At 64.1% G+C, this 23,520-nt stretch carries 17 protein-coding genes; 6 read left to right on the forward strand and 11 right to left on the reverse strand.

The window, feature by feature from the left end:
• Positions 1 to 101: 101 nt before the first annotated feature.
• A complete protein-coding gene (locus LNV09_RS02935) occupies positions 102 to 548 on the forward strand; it encodes a hypothetical protein (protein ID WP_263555570.1) in 447 nt (148 codons plus the stop codon).
• 38 nt (positions 549 to 586) lie between these two features.
• On the opposite strand, the gene LNV09_RS02940 is transcribed toward LNV09_RS02935, so the two are convergent.
• Together LNV09_RS02940 and LNV09_RS02945 are read right to left on the reverse strand one after the other, a co-directional pair.
• Positions 587 to 2,848 (reverse strand): sensor histidine kinase, encoded by a 2,262-nt coding sequence (locus LNV09_RS02940; RefSeq protein ID WP_263555571.1) that lies wholly within the window; start codon positions 2,846 to 2,848, stop codon positions 587 to 589.
• Positions 2,849 to 3,001: 153 nt separating this feature from the next.
• Positions 3,002 to 4,117 (reverse strand): DUF2332 domain-containing protein, encoded by a 1,116-nt coding sequence (locus tag LNV09_RS02945; RefSeq protein WP_263555572.1) that lies wholly within the window; start codon positions 4,115 to 4,117, stop codon positions 3,002 to 3,004.
• A gap of 71 nt (positions 4,118 to 4,188) precedes the next feature.
• Between LNV09_RS02945 and LNV09_RS02950 the strand changes: the two genes are divergently transcribed.
• The gene (locus LNV09_RS02950) at positions 4,189 to 4,860 is read left to right on the forward strand and encodes a Crp/Fnr family transcriptional regulator (RefSeq protein ID WP_263555573.1); all 672 of its coding nucleotides are present in this window, start codon (positions 4,189 to 4,191) and stop codon (positions 4,858 to 4,860) included.
• Here the strand turns inward: LNV09_RS02950 and LNV09_RS02955 are convergent.
• Positions 4,844 to 5,671: a sterol desaturase family protein gene (locus LNV09_RS02955; protein ID WP_263555574.1), complete on the reverse strand. Its 828-nt coding sequence runs from the start codon at positions 5,669 to 5,671 to the stop codon at positions 4,844 to 4,846. The two genes, LNV09_RS02950 and LNV09_RS02955, sit on opposite strands and share 17 nt — an antisense overlap.
• Before the next feature lie 77 nt (positions 5,672 to 5,748).
• Between LNV09_RS02955 and LNV09_RS02960 the strand changes: the two genes are divergently transcribed.
• Entirely contained in the window at positions 5,749 to 6,336 is a 588-nt protein-coding gene (locus LNV09_RS02960; protein ID WP_263555575.1) for a Crp/Fnr family transcriptional regulator, read from the forward strand.
• 6 nt (positions 6,337 to 6,342) lie between these two features.
• Here LNV09_RS02960 and LNV09_RS02965 read toward each other — a convergent pair whose 3' ends face one another.
• Positions 6,343 to 6,858, reverse strand: coding sequence for a glutathione peroxidase (locus tag LNV09_RS02965; RefSeq protein WP_263555576.1), 516 nt, complete (start codon positions 6,856 to 6,858; stop codon positions 6,343 to 6,345).
• A gap of 325 nt (positions 6,859 to 7,183) precedes the next feature.
• Here LNV09_RS02965 and LNV09_RS02970 point away from each other — a divergent pair, with 325 nt between their 5' ends.
• Entirely contained in the window at positions 7,184 to 8,134 is a 951-nt protein-coding gene (locus LNV09_RS02970) for a hypothetical protein (RefSeq protein ID WP_263555577.1), read from the forward strand.
• Positions 8,135 to 8,182: 48 nt separating this feature from the next.
• On the opposite strand, the gene LNV09_RS02975 is transcribed toward LNV09_RS02970, so the two are convergent.
• The 3 genes from LNV09_RS02975 to LNV09_RS02985 form a co-directional block, all read right to left on the reverse strand.
• Entirely contained in the window at positions 8,183 to 8,572 is a 390-nt protein-coding gene (locus tag LNV09_RS02975; RefSeq protein ID WP_263555578.1) for a hypothetical protein, read from the reverse strand.
• 64 nt (positions 8,573 to 8,636) lie between these two features.
• Positions 8,637 to 11,360 (reverse strand): serine/threonine-protein kinase, encoded by a 2,724-nt coding sequence (locus LNV09_RS02980; protein WP_263555579.1) that lies wholly within the window; start codon positions 11,358 to 11,360, stop codon positions 8,637 to 8,639.
• Positions 11,361 to 11,384: 24 nt separating this feature from the next.
• The gene (locus LNV09_RS02985; protein WP_263555580.1) at positions 11,385 to 11,960 is read right to left on the reverse strand and encodes an ECF-type sigma factor; all 576 of its coding nucleotides are present in this window, start codon (positions 11,958 to 11,960) and stop codon (positions 11,385 to 11,387) included.
• Between the two features lie 249 nt (positions 11,961 to 12,209).
• Here LNV09_RS02985 and LNV09_RS02990 point away from each other — a divergent pair, with 249 nt between their 5' ends.
• On the forward strand, positions 12,210 to 12,803 hold the full coding sequence (locus tag LNV09_RS02990; protein ID WP_263555581.1) for a diguanylate cyclase domain-containing protein: 594 nt from the start codon (positions 12,210 to 12,212) through the stop codon (positions 12,801 to 12,803).
• A 150-nt stretch (positions 12,804 to 12,953) separates the two neighbouring features.
• Here the strand turns inward: LNV09_RS02990 and LNV09_RS02995 are convergent, their stop codons facing one another.
• The 4 genes from LNV09_RS02995 to LNV09_RS03010 form a co-directional block, all read right to left on the reverse strand.
• Positions 12,954 to 13,946: a PEP-CTERM sorting domain-containing protein gene (locus LNV09_RS02995; RefSeq protein WP_263555582.1), complete on the reverse strand. Its 993-nt coding sequence runs from the start codon at positions 13,944 to 13,946 to the stop codon at positions 12,954 to 12,956.
• 138 nt (positions 13,947 to 14,084) lie between these two features.
• Positions 14,085 to 16,124: a glycosyl hydrolase family 18 protein gene (locus LNV09_RS03000; RefSeq protein ID WP_263555583.1), complete on the reverse strand. Its 2,040-nt coding sequence runs from the start codon at positions 16,122 to 16,124 to the stop codon at positions 14,085 to 14,087.
• A 31-nt stretch (positions 16,125 to 16,155) separates the two neighbouring features.
• Complete coding sequence (locus LNV09_RS03005) at positions 16,156 to 19,053, reverse strand: chitinase C-terminal domain-containing protein (protein ID WP_263555584.1); 2,898 nt, start codon at positions 19,051 to 19,053, stop codon at positions 16,156 to 16,158.
• A 113-nt stretch (positions 19,054 to 19,166) separates the two neighbouring features.
• Positions 19,167 to 20,888: a glycoside hydrolase family 19 protein gene (locus tag LNV09_RS03010; protein WP_263555585.1), complete on the reverse strand. Its 1,722-nt coding sequence runs from the start codon at positions 20,886 to 20,888 to the stop codon at positions 19,167 to 19,169.
• A 950-nt stretch (positions 20,889 to 21,838) separates the two neighbouring features.
• Between LNV09_RS03010 and LNV09_RS03015 the strand changes: the two genes are divergently transcribed.
• Positions 21,839 to 23,416, forward strand: a complete 1,578-nt coding sequence (locus LNV09_RS03015) for a hypothetical protein (RefSeq protein ID WP_263555586.1) — start codon at positions 21,839 to 21,841, stop codon at positions 23,414 to 23,416.
• Positions 23,417 to 23,520 lie beyond the last annotated feature (104 nt).

Here is a 23,520-nt window from a genome sequence, read left to right on the forward strand (position 1 = left end):
CCATCTGGGCCACTATTCTGAACCCAGATCAGCAGCTGTTGAGCGCAACAAACAAAGCGCTGGCGGTCGCGTCTAGCCCCGATGAACACAAGGAGTAACTCATGAAATACACGTCATCTATCAAGGCCGCCTGCGTACTCGCAATTTCCATGACTTTCGGCACTGCCATGGCCGCCTCAAATGCGCCGGTCGAGATGCAGCGGGTCGAAGTGGCTGGCCAAAAAGCGGCCGACCTTGCTCGCTTTGATGTGCAAGCCGCTTGCCCAAACATCACGCAGGAAATGAAGAACACCTTGACCAAGGCTTTTGATCGCTACCAAGCCACCGGTGTGGTCAAGGTGGAGTTCCGCGTGCAGGGCAATCAGATCAATTCGGTCGCCGCCACGGGTGGCCCGAACGAATACCGTCACCCGGTCCGGCAGGCGGTACGCCAGTTGGCCTGCGCCGACAACAGCGGCGGCAATCAGCTTTATGCCTTCGAGCTGAGCTTCACGCAGCCGAAGGACGGCAAGTCTGGCGATCAAGTTGTCGCCATGCTGACGCGCTGAGTGGGCGTCTAGGGGCTCTGAGCGCGCCTGCGGCGCGCTCAGAGATCTGTCAGCAAGATGGTCTCGTTATCCGCGCCGCTGGGCGCCACCAGCGGCAGCTCGATCAAAAAGCAGGTACCGTTGGCCGAGCTGCTGTGCAGGCTGATCGTGCCGCACAGCACATTGCTGATCAGGTTGTGGCTGATATTGAGCCCCAGCCCGGTGCCGCCGCGGCCCATGCGGGTGGTGAAAAAGGGGTCGAAGACGCGCGCCTGAATGTCGGCGGGAATACCTGCCCCATCGTCGCTGACGCTCAGCTCCACCCTATCGGACGGGCCGGTCGGGTCAGCAAGCCGGCGGGCATGAATGGCTATGTGCCCTTGGGTGCGGCCTTCGAGCCCATGCAGCAAGGCGTTGCTGATCAGATTGGTCAAGACCTGCCCTAGTGCGCCGGGATAACTGTCCATTTCCAGGCCTGCAGGTATATCGACCGAGACCTCCACCGGCAGGCGCTTGAGGGTCGGGTCCATGCTCATCAATATTTCCCGCACCAGCTGCGCCAGCTCAAACTGACGCCGCTGCGCGCTGCTGCTGTCCACCGCTACTTGCTTGAAGCTCAGTAGCAGCTCGCTGACACGTTCGATATTGGCCTGCAAGATAAGCGAGCCGCTGCCGACGCGTCTGACGAAGCCCTCCAGCTCCGAGCGGCGCATGCCTTGCTCAAGCGCCAGCACCATCGCCTCGGCCTCGGCGCTCAAAGTAGTGGCGGCCAGCCGGGCATTGCCGACCGGCGTGCCCATCTCATGCGCGACGCCGGCCACCAGGCGGCCCAGGCTGGCCAGCTTTTCGGCCCGCATCAGGCTGCTTTGCGTCTGGCTCAGATTGAGCAGGGTTTGCGACAGCTCGGTATTGCTGGCATGCAAGGCGGCGGTGCGTTCTTCCACCCTCGATTCCAGCAGCGCACGGCCCTGCTCCAGCTCGCTGGCATCTTTTTTCAAGCGCGCTTCCCGGCGCGCCAACTCCTCACCCATATGCACAAAGGCGTCGCCCAACTGGCCCAGTTCGTCGGCACGCTGGGTGGGCAGGGTGATGTCGAAGTGACCATCCGACACACCCTGCACCGCGCTTTGCAAGGCCGTGATCGGGCGGCTGATCTGGCGCCGCACGATCCAGCCCAGCAAGCTGATCAAGACCAGCCACACCACCGCGCCGGCCAGCAGGATGTTCGCGGCGATTTTGTCGGCCTCGGCCTCCAGCAGCGCGTTCGGGTAGACCGACACGAACAGCCAGTCCGGGCCGGGGATGCGCGCCAGCCCCAACATATAGCGGCCGTCGCGGCTGGCGCTGACGATGGCTTCGCCGGCTTCGGGCAGGCCCAGGGCGGCGATCTCGTCGAGCAAGGGATCGCCCAAGCTGGCCAAGGCCAGATTGCCCTGCGCCGCTTCGATTTTGGCCTTCAGATTGGGGTGTGCGATCAGGTGCTTGTCGCGGCTGATGATCATGTTGTAGCCGCCCGGCAGCGCCTCGCCGAGCGTGCGCTTGAGCAAGCTGTCCACCGCCACATCCTGCGACACGCAGGCGATCCATTGCCCGCCATAGTCGATCGGCGTGACCGTCGAGACCATATAGATGCGCGCCTTGTCGTCGTAGTAGACCGGTGTCCATTGGTTGCGGCGCTGCGGGTTCTTGTCGGGTGCCGCGCCCGCCACCGGCGGGTAGTCGAAGTTGTTGGTCTGCGCGTTGGCCTCTGCGGCCCAGTTGACCGAGGGCGAGAACATGATCAAGCCCTTGGCCGGCAGGTCGAAATAGGCCGAGTAATAGCGCGCCGTCATCGGCGGCCCCCATTCGCGCAGCAGGCCGAAGGCCACTTGCGTCTGCCACATCAGCTCATCGTCCAGCGGCAGCTGGGGGCGCAGATAGACACTGGGCAAGTGGCGGTGGTCATCCAGTTCGGGGCGCACCCGCAAGAGTTGATCAGGCCAGCGGGCAAACCATTTTGAAAACTGTGCCCGCCAATCCTGCGGCTTTGGAGCGGCCAGGCGGCGCAGGTATTCGTCGCGCAGCATCTCGGTATTGGCTTGCGCGATGGCAAAGTCTGCGCCGCCGGCGCGGGCGCGCTCGGCCACGTCCATGCGCAATTCTTCCAGCGATTTGGCGCGCAACTCGCGGCTGCTCACCGCATGCACCAGCCAGGCCAGCAGGCCGATGCTGAGCAGCAGTGCCAGGCTCAGCCGCCACAAGAGCCCCCGCGCCAGCGTCGCGTCGGCCTTTGAGTGCAGGCCTGCCAGCAGCCGGCCCAAATGATGGGCTTGTCGAGGCATTGCCTCGGGCGGACTCAGCGGCCCGTCTTCTTGCTTGTGCGCCCCCCGATCCTGACTCATCCGTCCGACCTGTTTTGCGTTGCAGACGCGAGCATCATGCCGCAAAGCAAGCCGGGCGCGGTGTCACTTTCGGTTCAGTGGCGTATCGGCGAGTCAGCGAGTCAGCGTTTCAGCGCACCATTGCAGCCAAGCACCATGCGGATGCGACCAGGCCAGGGCAAGGTTGGTTTGCACTTCTCGCTCGACCCATTGCAGCGTCCACAAGGTCGAGGCGCTGGCGCCGGCCGCCAAGGGCGGCAGCGCCAGGCCGTCTGGCCGCAGCCCGGGCGCTTCGGCGCTGAGCCAGATCAAGCCATGCCGGCGCTGCAGTTGCGCCAGCTGTTGGCGGAACTTGGTCAGGGCGGCGGCTTCAAAGTAGGCCAGCACCCAACTGTTGAACAGCACCGGCTGCACCTGCGGTGGCAAGTGCGTCAACCAATCCGCCAGCACGGCCAGGCAGTCATCCGCCCGGCGCACTTCATGCCTGGCCTTGCGCGCCTGCTTGAGGGCCAGTTGCAATCGCTGTGCGCGCACGCGGTCATGGGGCCACAGGCAAGCGGCCAGCCAGCGCGTGGCCGCCGCGTCATTGACATCGATCGGCGCCGGGTCGGCGCCGAGGCGATGGCTCAAGCGCCAGGGGCGAGTCGCTGGCGGTGCTAACTCGCCCAGCCAGCGGCAATCGATCGCGGCCTGGCCCGTCCTGGCCGGCGCGCCCAGGCTGAAGCCACCGGCGTCCAACAGATAGTTGTAGCGATAGTCGTCGACCCCCAGGTTCAGCCCGGCGCTGCAGCCGAAGTCGAACAGGGCCAGGTCTTGCCGGCCGGTCAGCTGGGCGATCTGCTGCAAGGCCGGCCAGAGCACGGCGCAGCGGCCGATCTCGTTGGTTTGGGTGCTGCGGCTTCGCAGCAGGGCCGTCAATTCGGCGCTTTGGCTGCGGGCGAAGTCCAGCAGTAGGGCCGGCAGTGCCGCGTCCGGCAAACGCGTGCCGCCAACGCTGGGGTAATAGGCCGCGAGCGGGTGCTTGACGCCTGCCAGCACTCGCTCGTGCAGCGCCGCCAGCAGCAGATTGGGCCTGGCCTGCGTGCTCGGCGCGTGTTGCAGCAGCGCCAGCAGCTGGGGCTGCTCGGCCACGGCCAGGCAGATCGCCACGTAAAGCGGGTCTTGCGGGCATTCGACGGCGGCGAAATGCAAGAACTTGTCGGCCATGCCGGCTTGTGTGTGGGGTTCCATGGGCCCAGTGTGGCAACAAGACTGGCGGCAGAATGTCGGATGCCCGACAAACTCCGTGTTTTTTTGCCCGCATGTTGCTTGAAGATCTGAGTGCGCTGCTGCGCGGCAATTTCCCCGACCTGTCGCTGCCTGTGCCGCAGTTGCAGGCTTTGGCGTCCTTGGTCGGCACACGCAAGCTGGCGCGGGGCCGCAGCCTGTTCTTGCAAGGCCAGCCGACGCAAGCCTTCTACGCGGTCTTGAGCGGCGAGATCGAAGCGCGCTTTTGTGGTTTGGGCGGCGATGTCTCGGTCTTGGAGCATGTGCAGCCGCCGCGCTTGTTCGGCCTGGCGGCTTTTGCTGCCGGCCAGCCCAGCAGTTATGAGGCGGTGGCGCGCCAGACTACGCAGTTGCTGGTCTTTGGCCCGGCCGCTTACGAACTTCTGATGGACCACGTGCCAGGTTTTGCGCGCGCGCTGTTGGCCGAGTTTGCCCAGCGCTATGACGGCACCTTGCGTCTGCTGGAGGCCTCGCGACACCGGCCGGCGGCAGAGCGCTTTCAGCTCGCCTTGAACCAGCTGACGCGTGAGCGTGGCCGTGGCCCCCTCGACGCTGAAGGCCGCTTGGGCGTCAAGGCCAGCCAGGCCGAGTTGGCGGCCTTGGCCAATTTGTCGCGCCAGACCGTCAACCAGTTGCTGGCCCAGGCGGTGGCGCGCGGCGAGCTGAGCTGCGGCTACCGCACCTTGTGGGTCAGGCAGCACGGATAGCCGACCGGTCGTCCTGCGGCTCATACAGCCCGAGCAGCGCGGGTTCCTTGCCGGGCCGGCGGATGTAGCTGCCGAAGAGCTGGTCCCACAGCGGGATCGCGGTGCCATAGTTTTGCGCCTCGCTTTCGATCACGCTGTGATGCCAGCGGTGCAGCTCGGCGCTGCCGATGAGCCGGTCCAGCGGCCCTATGCTGCCGCGAATATTGGCGTGCACGGCGGCCCCTTGCACCTGTATGAACAAGGCCGCCCACAACATCACCTGCGGCTCAAAACCCAAGAGCAGCCATGGAAAAACCCGCGCCAGCTTGTTCCAGATCACATTGAGCGGATGAGCCAGCACGCTGTTGGCGGCATTGAGCTTGGCCGGGTGGTGATGCAGCGAATGGATGCGCCACAGCCAAGGCCGGCGATGGGCCAGTCGGTGCAGGGCAAACGGCCCCAGCTCGCCCAGAGCTATGGCCAAGGGCAGGGCCAGCAGCGGCGGTAGCTCAGCGGCCCAGCCAGGCTCGGCGTGGTAGCTCGCCCAGTAGATGCCCAAGCCCATCAGCAGCGCGCCGGCCAAGGCATCGGCCACGGCATTGATGCCGAGAAACGCCCCGTCGCGGGTCAGCTCGGCCGGCCGTGCCTGCCAGGGCCGATGCTGCGGTAGCCGCCGCTCCCACAGCATCAGCCAGAGCAGCGTGCCCAGCGTGCCGGCGCCGAGCACGGCGTCGGCCGACCAGCCGGCAGCGGCGGTCAGCGCCGCGTAGGGCCACAGCGCCAGCAGCAGCAGCAAGTGGGGCCAGTTGAAGGAGCGAGGTGGAGTCTGCATGGGTCTTGGGCACAAGTAAGTGATGGGCGAGGCCGCATGCTCGGCGCAAATCGAGTGCCATGCATTAACCTCGGTTCATGAACTCAACTTGCCCCGCTTGCGGCCCCGAACTACTCGCCTTCTTGCAACAGTCGCCCGAACGGCTGCAGCGCTGGCAGGCCCTGCCACGCCGCCAACTCAAGCGTGGCGAATGCTTGCTGCGCGCCGGTGAGGTGGCGCCGGCCTTGTGGCTGGTGGAGGCGGGTTTGCTGCGTGGCCACTTTCTCGACGCCGACGGGCGCGAGCGCATTCATGCCTTCTACCCCGAGCTGCAATGGCTGGGCCTGCCCGGTGCAGCGCAGCCCAGCCCCTACACGCTGGAGGCGCTGGAGCGCAGCCAGTTGGTCGTCTTGACCCTTGCCGAGCTGCGCGACTGGCAGCTGCTTTGGCCCGGCATTGGCGAGCTGCTGTGGCAGGCCTTGGCGGTGCAGGTGCTCCGCTTGACCGAGCGCCAGCAGCAATGGCTGATGCTGGACGCGAGCGCGCGCTACCTGGCTTTTCTGCGCGACGAGCCAGCGCTGGCCCAGCGCCTCAAGCTCAAAGATGTGGCCAGCTATTTGGGCCTGACGAATGTGGCGCTGTCACGCATTCGCCGGCGTTTAGGCGCCGAGCAACTTGGCGCTTAGAGGTGATTAGTCCTCCAGCAGCGCCGCCTCGATATCCTCGCGCAGCGACTCCGGCGTGTCATTCGGCGCATAGCGCTTGAGCACCTGGCCATGCCGGCCGACCAGGAACTTGGTGAAGTTCCATTTGATCGCCTTCAGCCCCAGGATGCCGGGCTTCTCGGCCTGCAGCCATTGCCACAGCGGGTGCGCGTCGGCGCCATTGACCTTGACCTTGGCCATCATCGGGAATGACACGCCGTAGTTGAGCTCGCAAAAGGAGGCGATCTCTTCGTTGGCGCCCGGATCCTGGCCGCCGAACTCATTGCTGGGGAAGCCCACCACCACCAGGCCGCGCGCCGCATAGTCTTCCCAGAGCTTTTCCAGGCCCTTGAACTGCGGCGTGAAGCCGCAGGCGCTGGCGGTGTTGACGATCAACAAAACCCGGCCGCGCTGGCTGGCCAAGTCGGCCGGCTTGCCGTCGATCGACACGGCCTGGAAGTCATAAATGCTTTTGTTGCCGCTGTCATGCTTGCTGCTACTCATGATGTTCCTTCGCTGCTTTTGTCAGTCAGGCGTGAATGGTAGCGCCGCCGGGCGCATGCTGCCGGCGTGAACCCTGCGCACTGCAGTGTGATGACATCAAGCGTTACGCGCGGCCGTAGCGTCCGTAGGCCGATCGGGCGGGGGGTGGCGATTTTTGGCCCAAGCTTCTGACCAAACCAAGGGTTTATAGCATGGCAAATTCGGCAAAAATGTCCATGCAATCGCCTAAGCTACGCCTGCGTTGCGTACTGCGCGCGCATCAGTTCGAAAACTCGTGGCGAACTTGTATTTCCTTTCGCAACGCTGAACACTGGAGTGCCTTCTCTTGGATCATTTGGCCTGCTTTACCCCGAAGGACCTGACGGCAACAGCCTCAGCGCCCGACCTGGCTGCTTACCGCTGGCGTTTGCTGGCGCAGGGCGATTCCTGGTTCTCCACCGCCACCGCCAAGCTCGATGCGCATGCCAATCTGCTGCAGGAGATGTACTTCAAGCAGCCCACCTGCGCGGTCAACTGCGCCGGCTCCGGCGAGGCGCTCAGCCATATGGTGGACCTGGAATCGGCGCCCGACTTTGTGCGCCTGCTCAGCAGCCCGGATGCCCCGGTCTGGGACGGCGTGCTGCTCTCGGTCGGCGGCAATGATCTGATCTCCGCCGCGCAGACCCCGGCCCACACGCCCGACGGCGCCGACGTGCCGCTGCATCTGCGCCTGCTGCGCCGCCAAACCGAATGGGGCCCGCCGTCAGCCGGCGTAGCGCGTTACTTTTCTGAGCCCGGCTGGGCCACCTACAGCGAGTACCTGCGCACCAATGTGCGCCATCTGCTGACGCTGCGCGACCAGGGGCCCTCAAGCGGCAAGCCGGTCTTCATGCATTGCTACGCGGTGCCCATGCCCCGTCCTGCTGGCGCCGAAGCCAATGCCAATTCGGAGTTAGGCGCGTCCGGCCCCTGGCTGTATCCGGCGCTGAAGGCCTGCGCCTTGCCGAGCGCCGACTGGGCGGCGGTCAGCCGTTTGATGGTGTTCCACCTGGCGCTGCTGCTGAAAAGCATGGCGGCGGACAAGGAGCAATTCCCGGGGCTGCATGTGTTCGACTCGACCGCCGTGCCCTTGGCCCCGGCGACGGCCGGCAGCAGCGGCAGCAGCGGCGACTGGCATAACGAGATCCACCTCAACCACAGCGGCTGCCTCAAGATTGCCCGCGCCTGGTCCGAGAGCATTGAGCGGGTGCTCAGCGGCGAGGTTCTGGTGGTGCCGGGGGGGAAGAGGCGGTCTTGAGAGATGGCCTTGCACCGGATCTCAGATAGAGATACGGTGTCTTGAGCATTACTCCTCGGTGTTCTTTATGACGGGATCATCGCTGGGGTACAGGCTTTCGACCGCGCCGCCGCTGTTGGAGAACATCAGCACCACGCCCTTGCTGACGATCTTGTCGGTCGGCATCCGGACTTCGACGCTGTTGTCATTGCTGGCGGGCTGAAAATTGCCGGCGGTCAAAACCGGCTCATTGCCCAAGGTCTTGTAGACCACGCCGATCAGCAGCAGCTCGGGCGATTGGATCAGGTTGACGGTGCAACTGGGTGCGGTCTTGGAAATGGTCAAGGCCTCGCCATCGGGCACCGGGTCGGTGCCGTCCGCGTTCTTGAAGTATTGGCAGACGGCAAATTTTTGCGCCGCGTCGAGTGAGGCTTTGACGTAATAAGTGGTGCTGGCCATGGTGTGCGGTATCCCTTCCTCGTTGGAGGTCTGTGTTGTGCTCGATAGGTAGAAGGTTGGGCCTTCAGGTGCCGAGCTTGCTGCGCAACCAATCCTGCTCCGCTTGCACGGCCTCCTGGCGACCCAGGCAGGAATGTGCTTGAACCCAGACCTCGGTGATCTCGTAATGAAGCTGCAAAAGCCGGCGCTGTCCTTGTAGTTCGTCAATTAGCGTGACGCATTGCGCATGTGCCGCTGCCTCGTCCCCGTGCTGCTTGGCCAGCGCTGCCAGATCCAGGCGAAGTTTGGCATTGGCGATATGAAAGAGGAGATTGTCGGGTTGCTTGCTCAGCGCTTGGGCAAAGCTTGGCAGCATGTTGGTCAGCAAGGCCTGGGCCGCATCGCCCTGCTGTTGAGCTTGCAAGTCCTTGGCCAAGGCGAGGCTGGCCTGGGTGCGCAGCGGCAGGCGCCGCAAACTGGTCGCGGCGCCGGTGCCCTGATCCATCGCGATCAATTGCTCGATAGAGGCCTTGGCCAGAGAAGCGTCAGCGTTTGTGGGAGAGGCCTCCGCCAGAGTCAGCTTTGTGCGAATCAAGGCCTGTCGCCATGTGCGCCGTGCAGGCTCTGTTTGCAACAAGTCCTGAAATTGGCCGTGCGCTTGCTGCAATGTTGTGAGGCCCAGCCGGCTGTCTTTCAGGCGCAGTAAAACGCGGCCGAGATGAAGACGCATCGTCGCCTCGCGCTCGATCCAATCGAGGTCATGCGGCGCCAAGGTTCGAGCCTTGGCAATCTGTTCGAGGCCGGCTTCAAAGCTGCGCCTGCCGGCCATGAAGTCTCCCTGCGTCACCAAGGCCGAACCCAACCAACTGAAGCCCTCGGCAAAGTCGCCTCGCAAAGACAGGTCCTGCGGCATCAGGACTACAGCCTGCTGCTTCATCGCTTGTGAGTCCTGAAACTGCCCAACCGCGCTGCTGATTTCACCGCGCTCAAGTGCCAGTACGCCCAAATTGGTCAGGGCGTACGCCAGCTCGCGCAAGGGCTCAAACTGCCCCGGCGCGTCCCGCAGCCAGGCCTCGCTGCCCAGGCGATAGTCTTCCCAGGCCAGCTTGGCCGGCGCCAATTGCCGCTTGGTGTAGTACACATGACCGAGCCAAAACGCGGCCGTGCCCTGCGCTTTGCGCCAGTCATTGGCCAAGCCGGGCTCGGGGCTGGCGCCGGCCAGCAGCTTGCGGGCGGCTAGCAGCGGCTCGACTGCGGCGTCCAGTTCGCGCTTGTTGACGCTGACCTCGCCCAGCACTGTCAGCGCCTTGGCGCGCTGCAAGATGCTGTTCGGGGTCATGGTGGGGCCGGCCGCCTGGGTGGCCTCGACCGCGTTCGCGAGCTTCAGATGAGCCAGCGCCTTCGCGCCGACATCATTGAGCAGCTCCATGCGGCCGATGGGTCGTAATTTGTCGGCAAACTCACCAAGCATGTAACCGAGCAGATCATCGGCTTCGGCGCTGCGCTGCAGCGCCAGTTTTTCGGCCCGCTCGGCGCGCCAGGCCTGGGCGACGCTCAGCGTCGTCAGCGCGGCCAGGGCCAGCACGCCCGCTGTGCCGGCCGCCACCGCCGCCCGGTGCCGGCGTATGAATTTGCTCAGCACATAGGCGCGGCTGTCCGGCCGGGCGGCAATTGGCTCATCGCTGAGCCAGCGGCGCAGGTCTTCGGCCAGCTCGGCAGCATTGGTGTAGCGCTCGGCGGGCAGCTTTTTCAGCGCCTTGGCGACGATGGTGTCCAGGTCACCGCGCAGCTCGCGCGCCTGGGCCCTATCAGGCACCTGGTCCGACAGCTTCTTGGGCGCCACCTCGACGAGTGTGCGCATGCGCTCCAGCGGTGTGGTGCGCTCCTCTATGCCGGGCGTCGTCGGGTGCTGGCCGCACAGCAATAGATACAGCAGCACGCCCAGCGCGTAGACATCGGTGGCGGTGCTGACCTCGCCGCCTTGCACCTGCTCGGGTGCGGCGTAACGTGGGGTGTAGGCGCGGCCCGCCAGAGCGGTCAACTCGGTCGCGGCGGCGTTCGATGCACCATTTTCTTCATGCAGCAGCTTGGCAATGCCGAAGTCCAGCAGTTTCACTTCGCCGGCAGCCGTCACCAGGATATTGGACGGTTTCAGGTCGCGGTGCAGGATCAGCCGGGTGTGCGCATGCGCCACCGCCGCGAGTACGTCCTGGAACAAGGTCACGCGTTCGCGAGCCGTCAGCGCCTTGCTCTCGCAATACTGGTCCAGTGGCAGGCCGTCAACATATTCCAGCACCAGATAGGGCTGCTCACCGCTGTCGCTGATGCCGGCATCGATCAGGCGGGCGATATGCGGGTGCGCCAGCCGGGCGAGGATCTGGCCCTCGCGGGCAAAGCGGCCGGCGTCGCCGCGGCCGAGCAGGCCGGCATTGAGGAACTTGATCGCGGCCAGGCCGTCAAAGCGCCCATCGGTGCGGCGCGCCAGCCAGACCGTGCCCATGCCGCCCTGGCCGATCTCGCGCTCCAGCGTGTAGGCGCCGAGTTGCTGGCCGGCGCTGTTGTTGGCTTTGCTTGGCTGCTGCGCCTCCATCGTCTGCAGCGCGGGCGTGGCCAGATACTGGGCGGCGTCCATCGCTTCCTGGCGCCACAGCAGCTCGCGCAGGTCGGCGGCCAGCTCTTGGTCTTGGGCCTCCAGCGCTTGCAAACGGGCCGGGCGCTGCTCGGGGGGCAGGTCCAGCAGCTCGTCCAGCAGCGGGCTCAGGCGTGGCCAGCGGGACTTGTCAATATGGCGGCGTGTCGTCTCGTTCATGCGGGCTTGTTCATGCCGACTTGTCTAGGATTTAAGCGCCATCGACAAAAACAGCCGCGCCTTTTGCCAATCGCGCTGCACGGTGCGTTCGGTCACGCCCAGCGCCGCTGCAATTTCGGTCTCGGTGAGTCCGCCGAAGTAACGCATTTCCACCACTTGCGCCAAGCGCGGGTCCATCTCCGCCAGCTCGGCCAGCGCCTCGTGCACGCGCAGGATTTCGTCGTCGCCTTGCGGCGGCAGCTCGGCCACCGCCGTGTTCAGCGTCACATGGGCAAACTCGCCGCCGTGGCGCGCCGCTTGGCGGGTCCGTACCATATCGATCACGATGCTGTGCATCACCCGCGAGGCATAGGCCAGGAAATGCTTGCGGTCAGGGAAGTCTTGCCCTTGCTCCCCTTCGGCTTTTTGCAGCCGGGCGAAAAGGCGTAAATAGGATTCGTGCACCAGGCCGGTCGCATCCAACAGGGTCAGGTGGCCCGTTTGGCGCATGCGGCTGTGCGCCAACTTTTGCAAGTCGGCATAAAGCAAGGCCACCACGGCTTCAACAGCGGCGGCGTCGCCTTGGCCGGCGGCACGAAGCAAAACAGTGATGTCGCTCATCTGGCTCAGGTGAATAGGCAGGTTTCAAGCCATACGGCAGCCCGCACTCTAGCGGCTGGCTGATTCAGCTTTCGCCGCACGCTTAAATTATTTTTGGGGCGATGTCGGGTTAGGCGGATGGATCTCGTTCTAGCAAGAGAGGACATGAACGCTTGTTGATGACAGGGAGGCCAAATATATGGGCTGTCGCCGAGCGTTCGTGATCCTCACCTCGCCCGTTATCTTTGGCGCCAACACCTCCAAATTCCCGTGCAAAACACAGCGACCGCCGACTTTTCCCAGTTCACCGAGCGCAACGCCATTGAGTTGGCGGGCTTGCCCGCCATGATTCAGCTGCCTAGCTTGCAAGGCTTTGCCAAGCTGGTGGGGCGCGAGTTGAACCAGGCGCGCCGCTACGGCACGCGGCCGGCGGTACTCTTGATCGATGTCGAGGTGCGCGAACCCTTGGGCCTGCTGGTGCAGCAGCACCAGCCGCAAACCGCGAGCTTGCTGGATGCCTTGGGTGCGCGGCTGCGCAGCCGGGTGCGTGGCACGGATGTGGTGGCCCGCATTGGTGAGCGGCGCTTCGGCGTGGTGCTGCAAAACGTCGAGCGCGCCAATGTGCATGTGATCCAGGAGCGCTTGCAGCAGGTCTTGAGCGGCGCCTATGAACTGAGCCCACAGCCGCTGTATGCCAGCCTGGTGAGCGGTATTGCCAAATGCGACTGCCCACGCATCAATGCCTCTGACCTGACCCGGGCCGCCGAAGTGGCCCTGAGCCATGCCATGCCCGCTTTCGCCAAGCAAGTGGCGGCACCTCGCATGGCTGTGCGGCTCAGCGGGCCGGCGCCTCAGCCGGCCTGAGAGGCTGAGAACTTTTTACTGCGCGACCGCCATGCGTCGTTGGCCGGATGCTCGAAATCCTCACGTACAAGGCGTACGTTCCGGTTTCTGTGCTCCGTCCGCCTAGCCTTGCGGCCGCTCGCTACAAAAGTTCTCAGCCTCTGAGTCAACTCACATTACTTTGAACGGCGCCGCACGGCGCCGCACGGCGCCCAGCAAGCCTAAGCCGGCCAGCAGCAAGGCGTAGCTTTGCGGCTCTGGCACCGTGGCGGCGAGTTGGTAGTGGTAGAGATTGACGTGCAGGTTCTGATTCGTCAGCGACTGGTCGCTGCGGTCCGGGTCCACGATCAGCTCCACATACATGTCCAGCGCGCCGTTGGCGTTTTGGCGCATCGCGATGCCTTCGATCTCCAGATCACCGTCGGGCTTGGGGATGCGCAGCACTTCCTCGAGATGGCCGGTCAGCAGATTGCTGCGGTAGATGCCTTGATCGGCATTGTCGGAGGCCATATAGAGCCAGTCGCCCACCACCTTGGCGCCTTGAATGTTCTTGAGCGAACTGTCCATCTGGATGGTGTGGCTGAAGCTCCAATCGCTCAAGTTGTAAACGTTGAGCGTGTTGCCATTGCGCCATTCCTTGCCATAACCATAGCCCCGTGCGGCATCTACGGCGACCCAGCTGGCGAGGTCGCCATTGGGGTTGGCGGGGGTGCCGGCCAGCGTGAAGCTCTTGCCGGTGTAGCTGAGGTCCGCCGCATTGAACAGCGCCACATGGGGCTGTTTGTAGCCATTGGTGCTGTCCAGCGAGGCATAGATGATGCCGCCTTGGACGTCGATGTCGCCGATATGGTTGAGGCCTTGGGCAAACAAGTCGCTCGGGATGCCCGGCGTCAGGCCGCCGCTGCCGATATTGGAGTTGCGCTGCAGCGAATTGAAGTTGGCGTCGGTACGCTCCAGTCCATATTGCCAGGAGAACACAAACTCATTGCCGTTGACCGCGATCCCTTGGCTACGGTAGATGCCGGTGAAGCTGCCCGGGGGCTGATGCAGATAGAAGGCCTGCACATCGGCCAGCTGCCAGTCTTGGGCGGCGATTGCCGGGCTCAAGGCGGTGGTGAGAGCCAAGCCGAGGGCGGCACGTTTGAATAGATGAGTGGTTTGCATGGAAAGAATCCGGTTGAATGCTCAGTCAGCATTCGCACCGTAAACCCTGCAAATGACGATGCCGAGCCTGTCCAAGCGCTCGTCATAGTTCTTGTGGCTCAGACCGGGCGCATAGCGACCGGCCTGTTGCTCACCGGCTCACTTCAGGCCGTCGCTGATCGCCTTCAGCAGCGTGGAGTTGGCGTCGTCACCGCTGAACTCCCAGAAGAAGGCGCCGCCCAGGTTCTTGCTCTTCAGATAGTTCATCTTCTCGGTGATCTGCACCGGGGTGTCAAAACTCCAGAAGGTGGTGCCGTTGTAGATCCACTGCGCACGCGAGGCCGCGTCGACGAAGCTCGGGTAGCCCAAGGTCTTGAGGATGCGGTAGTCCTCGATGCCTTTCTCGTACTTGCCCGGCGCGCCGACGCCCGGCTGGTAGAGGCCGTTGCCGACATTGGGCACATTGGTCCAGCCGCGACCGTAGAAACCGATGCCCAGATTGAGCTTTTTGGCCGGCACGCCGCGGTCCAGGAAGGCCTGGATCGCGTCATTGCTGTTGTACAGGCGCACATCGCCGGTCGAAGGGTCGGCCGGCGAGGCGTAAAGCGGCGAATGGAAACCGGTCGTGGGCTCGAACGCACCGTGGAAGTCATAGGTCATCACATTGATGAAATCCAGCGAGGGATGGAACGCTGCGGGGTCCATCACGCGGATCTTGTCGATGCCGGCCGGTGCGGCAATCGTCAAGAGCAGGCCAGGCTTGGCGGCGTCGAGTTGCTTGCGGAATTCGGCCAGCAAGGCGGTGAAATTGGCCTTGTCCTCGGGCGCGCCGCAGCTCAGGCCGCAGGCGACCGGGTATTCCCAGTCGATGTCGATGCCGTCGAATACACCGGTCGCCGCGCCCGGGCCGCCGGCGTAATCCGTTACCGGCAAGTCACCCTTGATGTAGGCATCAACGCAAGACTTGACGAAAGCGACGCGGTTCTCGGGCCGCGCTGCGCTGGAGAAGCCGCGCGAATAGGTCCAGCCACCCAGCGAGATCAAGACCTTGAGCTTCGGGTATTTGGCCTTGAGCTTCTTGATTTGCCCCCAGCTGCCGCGCAGCTTCTGGTCCCACAGATCGGCCACGCCGTCGACGCTTTGCGCCGCTTGAATCGACTTGGTGTAGTCGGCAAAGGCGTCGCCGCCGACGCCGGTGCTCTCGTTGACCGGCACCGTCAAGCCGACCTCGCAGCGGTTATTGCGCACATTGCCGAAGGCGTAGTTGATATGCGTCAGCCTTGCCGCAGCACCGCCGGCGTCAATGTCTTTGACATTGAAGTTACGGTCGTAAATACCCCATTGCGCAAAATAGCCCAGCACGTTCTTGGCGCCGCTCACATCCGCCTTGGCGGTGCGCACGCTCAACACGGGCGATGCGGGCGAGGCGCCGGCCTGGTTGAAGGCGACGACACTGAAGTTGTAGGCGGTGTCGGCCGCGAGGCTGTTGACGGTGGCGCTGGTGCTGCTGGTCTGCGCGACCTGTGTGGCCGCTTGCTGCACACGGTATTGCACCGTGCAGTTGGGCGCTGCGGCGGATGCCGTCCAGCTCAGGGCGACGCTGGCGCTGGTCTGCGAGGGGGATGTGAGGCCGGTCGGTGCGGCCGGCGCCGAGGCGCAGGCGCCGCTGGCGGTGCTGGTCAGCAAAGCGCTGCTGGCGGCCGACACATTGCCGGCCTTGTCACGTGCCCGCACTGCATAGCTGTAGGCGGTGCCGGCGGTCAGGCCGCTGTCCACCAGGCTGGTGGCGGTGGGCGAAGCGACCACGCTGCCGCCGCGCAGCACGTCGTAGCCGGCCACGCCGCTGCCGGCGTCGGTCGAGGCGCTCCAGCTCAGCGTGATGCTGCTGGTGGTGGCGCCGCTAGCGCTCAGGCCGGCGGGCACCGTGGGCGGCGTGGTGTCGACCTGCACGCCATCGCAGGCGCCCAGCGGCTTCCAGACATCCCATTGGCCGGCATTGCTCGCCGGCGTGTTGTTCTGCGTCCACCATTTGGCCTGGAAGGCCTGTTTGGATTGCTGCACGTTCTGGCCGCCGGTGTAGACGCCTTGGGCGGTCCATTCCGGCAAGCCGCTGCAGTCAAAAGCGTAGGCGACGGGGCTGGCCAAACCGGCCGCGATCACGGCGGCGAGGCTGAGCAGGCTGCGTTGAGGTGTTTTCATCTGAGTTCTCCTGTGTGCATCTAGTTGAGGTTCAGTTCTTGCGCAGCGCTGTTGGCGCGGCCTTGGCGGCTGCGGCTGCCGCCGCTGCGACGGGCGCCAAGTCGGCGCGCCGCGCTTCTTGCTTGAGGCTGTAGGACTTGCCACCAAAGCTGACGATCCAGTTGCTGGGCATGGGCATAGGCAGGTAGTAGTTCAGCGTGATCGTGACGCTCTGGCCCGGTGCCAGGGTCTGCCAGGCCGGCAGCTTGAAGGCGGCGCGGTGGAACTCGTTGGTGAGGCCGCCGATGTTGTTGCCCGCCGTGTTGGCGCCGCTTTGAATCACCTTGAGGCCAAAGCCGGTCTGGTCGGTCAGCGTGGCGGGAATGGCGGTCGGGATATCAAAGCTGAAGTCTGTACCGCCGGGCAGGGTCTGGCTGCTGGTATTGGTCAGCGTCAGCTTGGGGTTGATCGGGTAGTTGGCGTCACCGAGCGCGAAGCCGGCGATGCTGAAGCCAATGTCCAGGCTCTCGGCCGGCAGCGCCGCGTTGCTCAAGCGGTTGCCATAGGCGCTGGCGGTCTTGAACTTGTTGTACAGCAGCGAGGTCAGGGTATTGCCCATGAAATACTCGCCGCGCGCAGCGTCCCAGCCATAGTCGCCGGCCAGCTCCCAGAACATCACGCCGCCAATGCCGCGCTCGGCCGCGTACTGGGCCTTGAGCGCCAGGCTTTGCTCGGTCTCGGTGGAGAGGAAGACGCGTTTTTGCGCGTTCCACAACCAGGGCGCCACCAGCTTGGCATCGAAGAAGCTGGCATAGCTGCCGGTCAGCTGATCGGCCGTGTTAGTGGCCGGGTTCAGACCGTAGGCGGCGAGGTAGCTGCCGGGGCGGCCCGCCGCCAGATTCATCGTGTGCCAGAGCGGGTTGGAGCCGGCCGGGACTTCCTTGCTTGATACGTCCAGGTCATGCCAGAGGTTGTCGATGCCGATCGCGCCGGCGCCGCATTTCTGAACCGTGCCGCCGCCGGTGCCGGCTGGGCACTTGGTCTGGTCGGCTTGCGCGGCTTGGCCCCACAGGCCGTTGGTGCCGCCCACCACGTCCTTGAAGCCACGGGTGTAATAAGGCACGCCGATATTGATACGGCCGGCCGGCATAGACCCACGGAAGTAGTGATAAGCCCAATCGGTGTTCAGGTAGCCGATATTGGCGTACTGGGCGCTGGTGTAGTAGCTCCAGGCGGCCAATTCGGCGTCCTTGCCGTCGTCAAACAGCGCGGCGTTCGGCCCGACGAACTGGTTCCAGGCGCCGTGCAGGTCATAACTCATGATGTTGACGTAGTCCAGGTACTGGGTGACCTGGTAGTTCTCCATGCCGCGCAACAAATAGGCGGAAGAAGGCGCGGCCACCGTCAGCAGGTAATGGCGTGCGTCGGCCTGGCCGGCGGCATCGAGCTTGGCGCGCAGCGTTTGCATCAGCACGGCAAAGTTCTTGGTCAGCGTGGCGCGGCGGGCGTTGGAGATCGCGAAGTCATCCGGGTTGCCGGCGTCCTTCATGCTGGTGGCGTATTCGTAGTCGATGTCCACGCCGTTGAAGCCGTATTGGCGCAGGAAGGCGACGGCCGAGTCGGCAAAGGTGTTGATGCCGGCGACATTGGCGCTGCCGTCGGCATTGGTCGTCATGGTGTAGAAGCCGCCATTGGCGACGCGCTTGCCGGCGTCGTCAAAATAGCCGCCGGTCTCGGCCCAGCCACCGATAGACACCATGGTCTTGACCTGTGGATAGAGCTTTTTGTACTTGTTCAGCAGGTTGAAGTGGCCTTTGTAAGGCAGGGCCGGGTCCAGCTCGGCGCCGGCTACACCGGGCCAGCTGATGCCGGTGGCCGGGTTGTTCGGGTCGGCGGCGTTGCCGATCGAGACCTTGTTGGCGCCGTCGATATGGGCAAAGGCATAGTTGATGTGGGTCAGCTGCGCCCAGGGGATCTGGCTGGCGAGGTAGGCCGGCTGGCCGTTCTTGCCGGTGCGCCAGCTGGTGAAGTAACCGATGATGCGGCGCGGTTTGTCGCTGCCCATGATCTCGCGGCCTTGGCTGTCATAGACCTTGCAATAGGCGGGTGCGGTGCCGGGGCTGGTGATCAAGCCCTCGGGGCGGCAGCGCTCGTCGCCGGCCGGCGGCAGGCCGCTGACGGTCACGCGCACGGCGGCGCTGTCGGTGCTGGCGCCCTTGTCATCGGTGGCGCGGGCGACGATGTCGTTGACGCCGGCGCGGGCCGTCCAGCTTAAAGAATAGGGGGCGGTGCTGTCTTCGCCGACCAGCGCGCCGTTGACGAAGAAGGCGACCTTGGCGACGCTGCCATCGCTATCGGCCGCATTGGCACTGAGCGTGACGGCGTCGCCGGCGGCCGGGGTAGCGCTGGCGCCGGGCGCGGTCAGCGCGATGGTGGGCGGCTTGTTGGTGGACGTGGCGCTGACGGTCACTTGAGCTGTCTTGCTGGCGGTGGCACCCTTGTTGTCGGTAACCGTCAAGCTAATCGTGTAGGTCCCCGCAGCCGCGTAAGTGCGGCTGGCGCTGACGCCGCTGGCAGAAGAGCCGTCGCCGAAGTTCCAGGCGTAGGTGGCGATGCTGCCGTCGGGGTCGCTGGAACCGGCACCGTTGACGCTGGCGGTCAGCGCGCTGACGCTGCTGCTGAAGGCGGCCACCGGCGGCTGGTTGACGACCGCGCCGTCACAGGCGCCGAGCGGCTTCCAGACATCCCATTGGCCTGAGTTGGTCGCGGGCGTATTGTTCTGCGTCCACCATTTGGCCTGGTAGGCCTGTTTGTTTTGTTGGACGATGCCGCCGCCCACATAGGCGGTGGCGGCCGACCATTCGGTCACGCCGGCGCAGTTATAGGCCAGCGCGGGGTTGCCGGCGGCCATGGCGCCAAGCGCCAGGCTGATTGAGAGGGAGAGTCTCATGGTGTAAATCCTTGATCTTGAAAAGGAGCAGGGTGCACAAAGCCAGACCCTGCGCTTGCGCGCGGGCCAGGGAGGGGATTGCGGGAGGTTTTGGTGAGCGCTAGCGCTTGGGCCTAGGGTTTGATCACGACGTCAAAGTACTTCTGCACGCAGCTTTGGTAATCGCCGCTCTTGAGGGCCGAGTAGGCGGTCTGGTAGCCGACCAATTTGCAAGCAAAGGCCTTGCCCTCGGGCATGTCCGGGTAGTAGGCCCAGTCTTGATCCCAGTAGATATCTAGTGCGCCGGCGCCGCCGACGACGAACTGTTTCTGGTTGCCGCAGCCCAGCTCTTCGTTGGCGCCAATCGGCACGCCCAAGGCTGCAGCATGCTGGCGGTAGTAGGCGATGCGGTTGACCGATTGCGGCTTCTCTGCCCCCTGGCCGCATTCGATGCCGCCGTTGATGACGTTGGTGGTGGCGCCAAAGCCGGGCTTGATGCCGGCGGCGGTGTCCACCGCATTGGGCTTCCAGCTGCCGTCCACCACATGCAGCATGCTGGGCTTGGGCGAGGCGGGGTAGGCAAAAAAGAACACGGCGGAGGCGAGGTTCAGCCAGGTATCGGCCACTTGTTCGGGCTTGTCAAGAAGAGTCCGCACATCGCCGAACATCGCGTCGGAGAACGGGCCGTAGTTGAAGCTATAGGACAGCTGCTTGGCGCCGCGGCCGAAGTACTGCTTGTAGCGGCCCTGTGCGTCTTTGCCGCAGGGCCAGACCTGGCCCTGCCAAGTCGTGGGCAGGCATTCATTGTTGTAAGGGCAGCCATAGCTGTCTTCGCTGCAGCCGGCTTCGCGCACGAAGTAGAGCGCCTGGCGCCATTCAGGCGTGGCGTTATTGCGATCGTGTGCGCCGGTCTCCTGGGTGAAGTGCGCGAACATCGTGGCCAGGGTTTTGCGACAGATCGCCTCGGCATCACGGCCGTCGCTGTAGTCTGCGCAAACGCCGGAGAACTTGGCGATCGCCTGCAGCAGTCCGGTATAGGTGTAGCTCGGGTTGCGCAGCGGGAACAGATACTCCCACTGGCTGGCCGGCAAAATGCGCTCAACCCGTTTGACATTGGGCGGGTTGGCCGTGGCACCCGGTGCCACGGCCGTGACGACGCTATTGGGCCGGGTGGCAATCGAGGCCTTGACCGAGGCGAACAAGGGCGTATTGGTCAGATTGGCTTCGGCGGCCAGCACATCGGCCTGGCGCAACAGGTATTTGCCGGTGGCGGGATCTTTGACCACAGCGACCAGGCTCACGCTTTGCGCCTTGGCGCTGGTGGCGCCCTTGTTGTCGGTGACCGTCAAGGTAACGGCATAGGTACCTGGTTTGGCATAGCTGTGGCTGAGCTTGGACCCTGTGCCGCTGCTGGCGTCGCCGAAGTCCCAGCGCCAGGCGCTCACCTGCCCGTCCGGGTCGCTGGAGGCGGAGCCGTCAAACGCGACGCTGAGGCGATCTGCCGTGCTGCTGAATGCGGCCAGCGGGGCTTTGTTGCCGGCCGTCCCGCCACCTGTGCCGCCGCCTGCGTCGCAGGCGCCGAGCGACTTCCAGACTCCTCCTGGTGCGGAGTTAGTAGCCGGCGGCTGCGCTTGTGTCCACCAATTGGCGCTATAGGCCTGACCTGCGTCTTGCACCTGCTTGCCGCCGGTGTAGACGCTGCTGGCCGCCCAAGGCGGCAGCGTGCTGCAGTCGACGGCCCAGGCCGGTGCGCTAGCAGCCGCCATCAGGAGCAGGGCCGCCAAACTCTTGTTGCCGTCGCCCCAAGGCTTGCGGCCCAAGCCTGCGGGACGGTGTGTACTTTTTTGCTTGATCATGAGTTCAACTCCAGGGCTGAATCGGTACGACGCCTCAGGCGCCTGTGGGGTTCACAAAACTGCCCCGTTTGGACTGCGACCGGGGCCGGGCGGCAAGCGGTACTAATTCACAAACGACCGCTTATGGGCTCGTAATGTAGATACCAATTAGTCAACAGGTATGGATGTAAACCCCTATAGAGCCGGTAACGGTCTGTAAGTGGTGATACCAGTTCAAGGCCTGTTTGGCGCATATGGGTTTCCCGCTTCGGTCGAAATTTGGTCGGTCCTGGACCGCGAATAAACCCGTTTTGTTTGCGATCAAATCGCGAATTAGCGGCGCATCAAGAAGGACCCGTTTGGCGCAGATGCTAGGCAGGCCCAAGGGGTGCCGCCATGTCCGCTGCGGCCACCGATTTGACATTTGCGGACAAACAGAAAATTGGCGCGGATGCTAGGTGTGATGGGCTTTCTGGCGCTGCTGAACGGTTGGCAAGCTGCTGCAGGCTGCGCCTGCCAGCACGCGCCGGTGGCAATGGAATACAGCGTTAGTCAAAGAGGGTAGTCCGGCAACTTCCTGCGGCCCGATCGGCCGGCAATGGCGTCTTGATCGAACCCAGCCGGCGCAACAAATTCGCTGGAAAAAGCTAACGTTTTATTCAGATGGATTTGGCGATTGATCCGCTGCCTGTCGGGGCAAACCCACCCTGTAAGGTCTTACAGGATGGGAAATTGCGCATGGTGGCGCGCCCGATTCGGCCTGATCATTCGCCCCTTTCAATGAGTACGAATGCTTGCGGTTCGTCCGGGCTTGGCTGGCCGGGGTGGAGCAGGACATTCGCAAAGCGCTGAGACCGGCCCTCGGGAGCTGTGAGTACGGCGCACTAGAACAGGGATGGGACATGCACAAGGTAGTCGGCTGCGCGAGGCGTCGGGGCTCGCGACTGCCCTTTTCGCGGTTTTGGATGGTGATGCTGCTCGCCACTTTGTTGAGTGCATGCGGCGGTGGCGGTGGGGCGAGTGGCGGCACAGATGCGTCGCCGACGGCGCCTTCAACGCCGCAGCCGCCGTCGGCCCCCGTTCCGCCCCTGAGCGCTGCGTCTGCTGTCACGCCGACCAACGCATCCGGTCAGGCCTTGATCAGCCTGAGCAGCGATGGTGACGATTGGATTGGGGGCGGCGCCAACTACAGCTACGACAGCAGCAACGCTGCGATTCGTGTCGGCGTCAACGGCACGCATTTGAGCATCCAAGTTGACGGCAAAGAGAGTTGGCACGCGGACTTTCAATTGCCTCGTGCATTGGGTCAGTTGCAAACAGGGACTTACAACGGTTTGCCAAGGTATGCCTTGCGGACCGATGAGGGCGGCGGGCTGGAATGGATCGGGCAGGGGCGAGCCTGCAGTGTGTTCAATGGCAATGTGGTCGTCGAGGCAGTGAGCTACCTGGCGGGCGTACTCACATCCATCGATTTGAGATTCGAGCAGTACTGCAACTCATCGAACGCGGCCTTGCGGGGCCAGATTCATATCGGCCCGCAGGCAATGGCGCGTGTCGCTGTGCCCCAGAATCCGATGCCCGAGCAGCCGGTGGTCGCTTTGAAGAGCGATATCGCCGACCCCATCGGTGGAGGGCTTGTGTATGGCTATGACAGCAGCAACGCCGTGATCAAGATCAGCGCTGTAGGCGCAAAGCTCAGCGTCAGTGTCAATGGCGATCAGCAATGGAGTGGCGATTTTCAACTTCCCGGCGAGGGCGAGGTGCTGGCGGTGGGAAGTTACGCTGGCTTGAGCCGCTATCCGTTTCAGGCTGATGCTGCGGGCGCGATGTCTTGGTTTGGGGAGGGCCGTGGCTGCAACACCATCGCCGCCAGCATGGTGGTGCACAGCGTTCTCTATGAGGCCGGCGTGCTGAAGGCGGTGGACATGAGCTTCGAGCAGCATTGCGACGGCATGCCTGCAGCGCTCAAGGGAGAGATCCACTGGGACAGCAGCAAGACGACGGTGCCGGCTGGGCCAGCGACACAAATGCCGGCGGGCCTGTGGACCGCGCCGGCTGATGCCATGCCAGCGACAGGCAATGCGATCTACCTGTTCAGCGAGCCCGGCGACTATGTCGGCAAAGGCTGGACTTGGCTGGTCGGGGCGGCCGTCGGTGACAGCGGCGGCGGAGGGGGAGGCGGAGGCTCAAGTTCCGGTACGGCGAAGGTGTCTATTTCGGAGTCAAAGGGTCTGCTGCAGATCGCGCTGACGGGTGATGTGAGCTGGACCGGGGAGTTCAAGGCGATGAATGGGGTCAGCCACCTGCAGCCGGGCTATTACGGCATTCTCAAACGTTACCCTTTCCACAATCCCAGCAGAGGCGGCCTGGATTGGAATATGGACGGCCACGGCTGCGGTGCTTTGAATGGCTGGTTCGCGGTAGATGCCATCAGCTATTCAGGGGAGCAACTGGAGTCGATCGACATGCGCTTCACCCAGTACTGTGATGGCTCTATCGCGCCGCTGCGCGGACGCATTCGCTGGAGCCAGGGAAAGCCCACACTTTGAGCTTGTCAACGGCCTGCCGCGACGGATGACGCTGGACGCCGATGGGCTCGTCCGTCAACTTGACGGCCTGGGCGCCCACAGGCCGGGCTTCGATCACTTCACCG

The sequence above is a fragment of the Paucibacter sp. B2R-40 genome (assembly GCF_025717555.1).
Classification (GTDB): domain Bacteria; phylum Pseudomonadota; class Gammaproteobacteria; order Burkholderiales; family Burkholderiaceae_C; genus Paucibacter_A.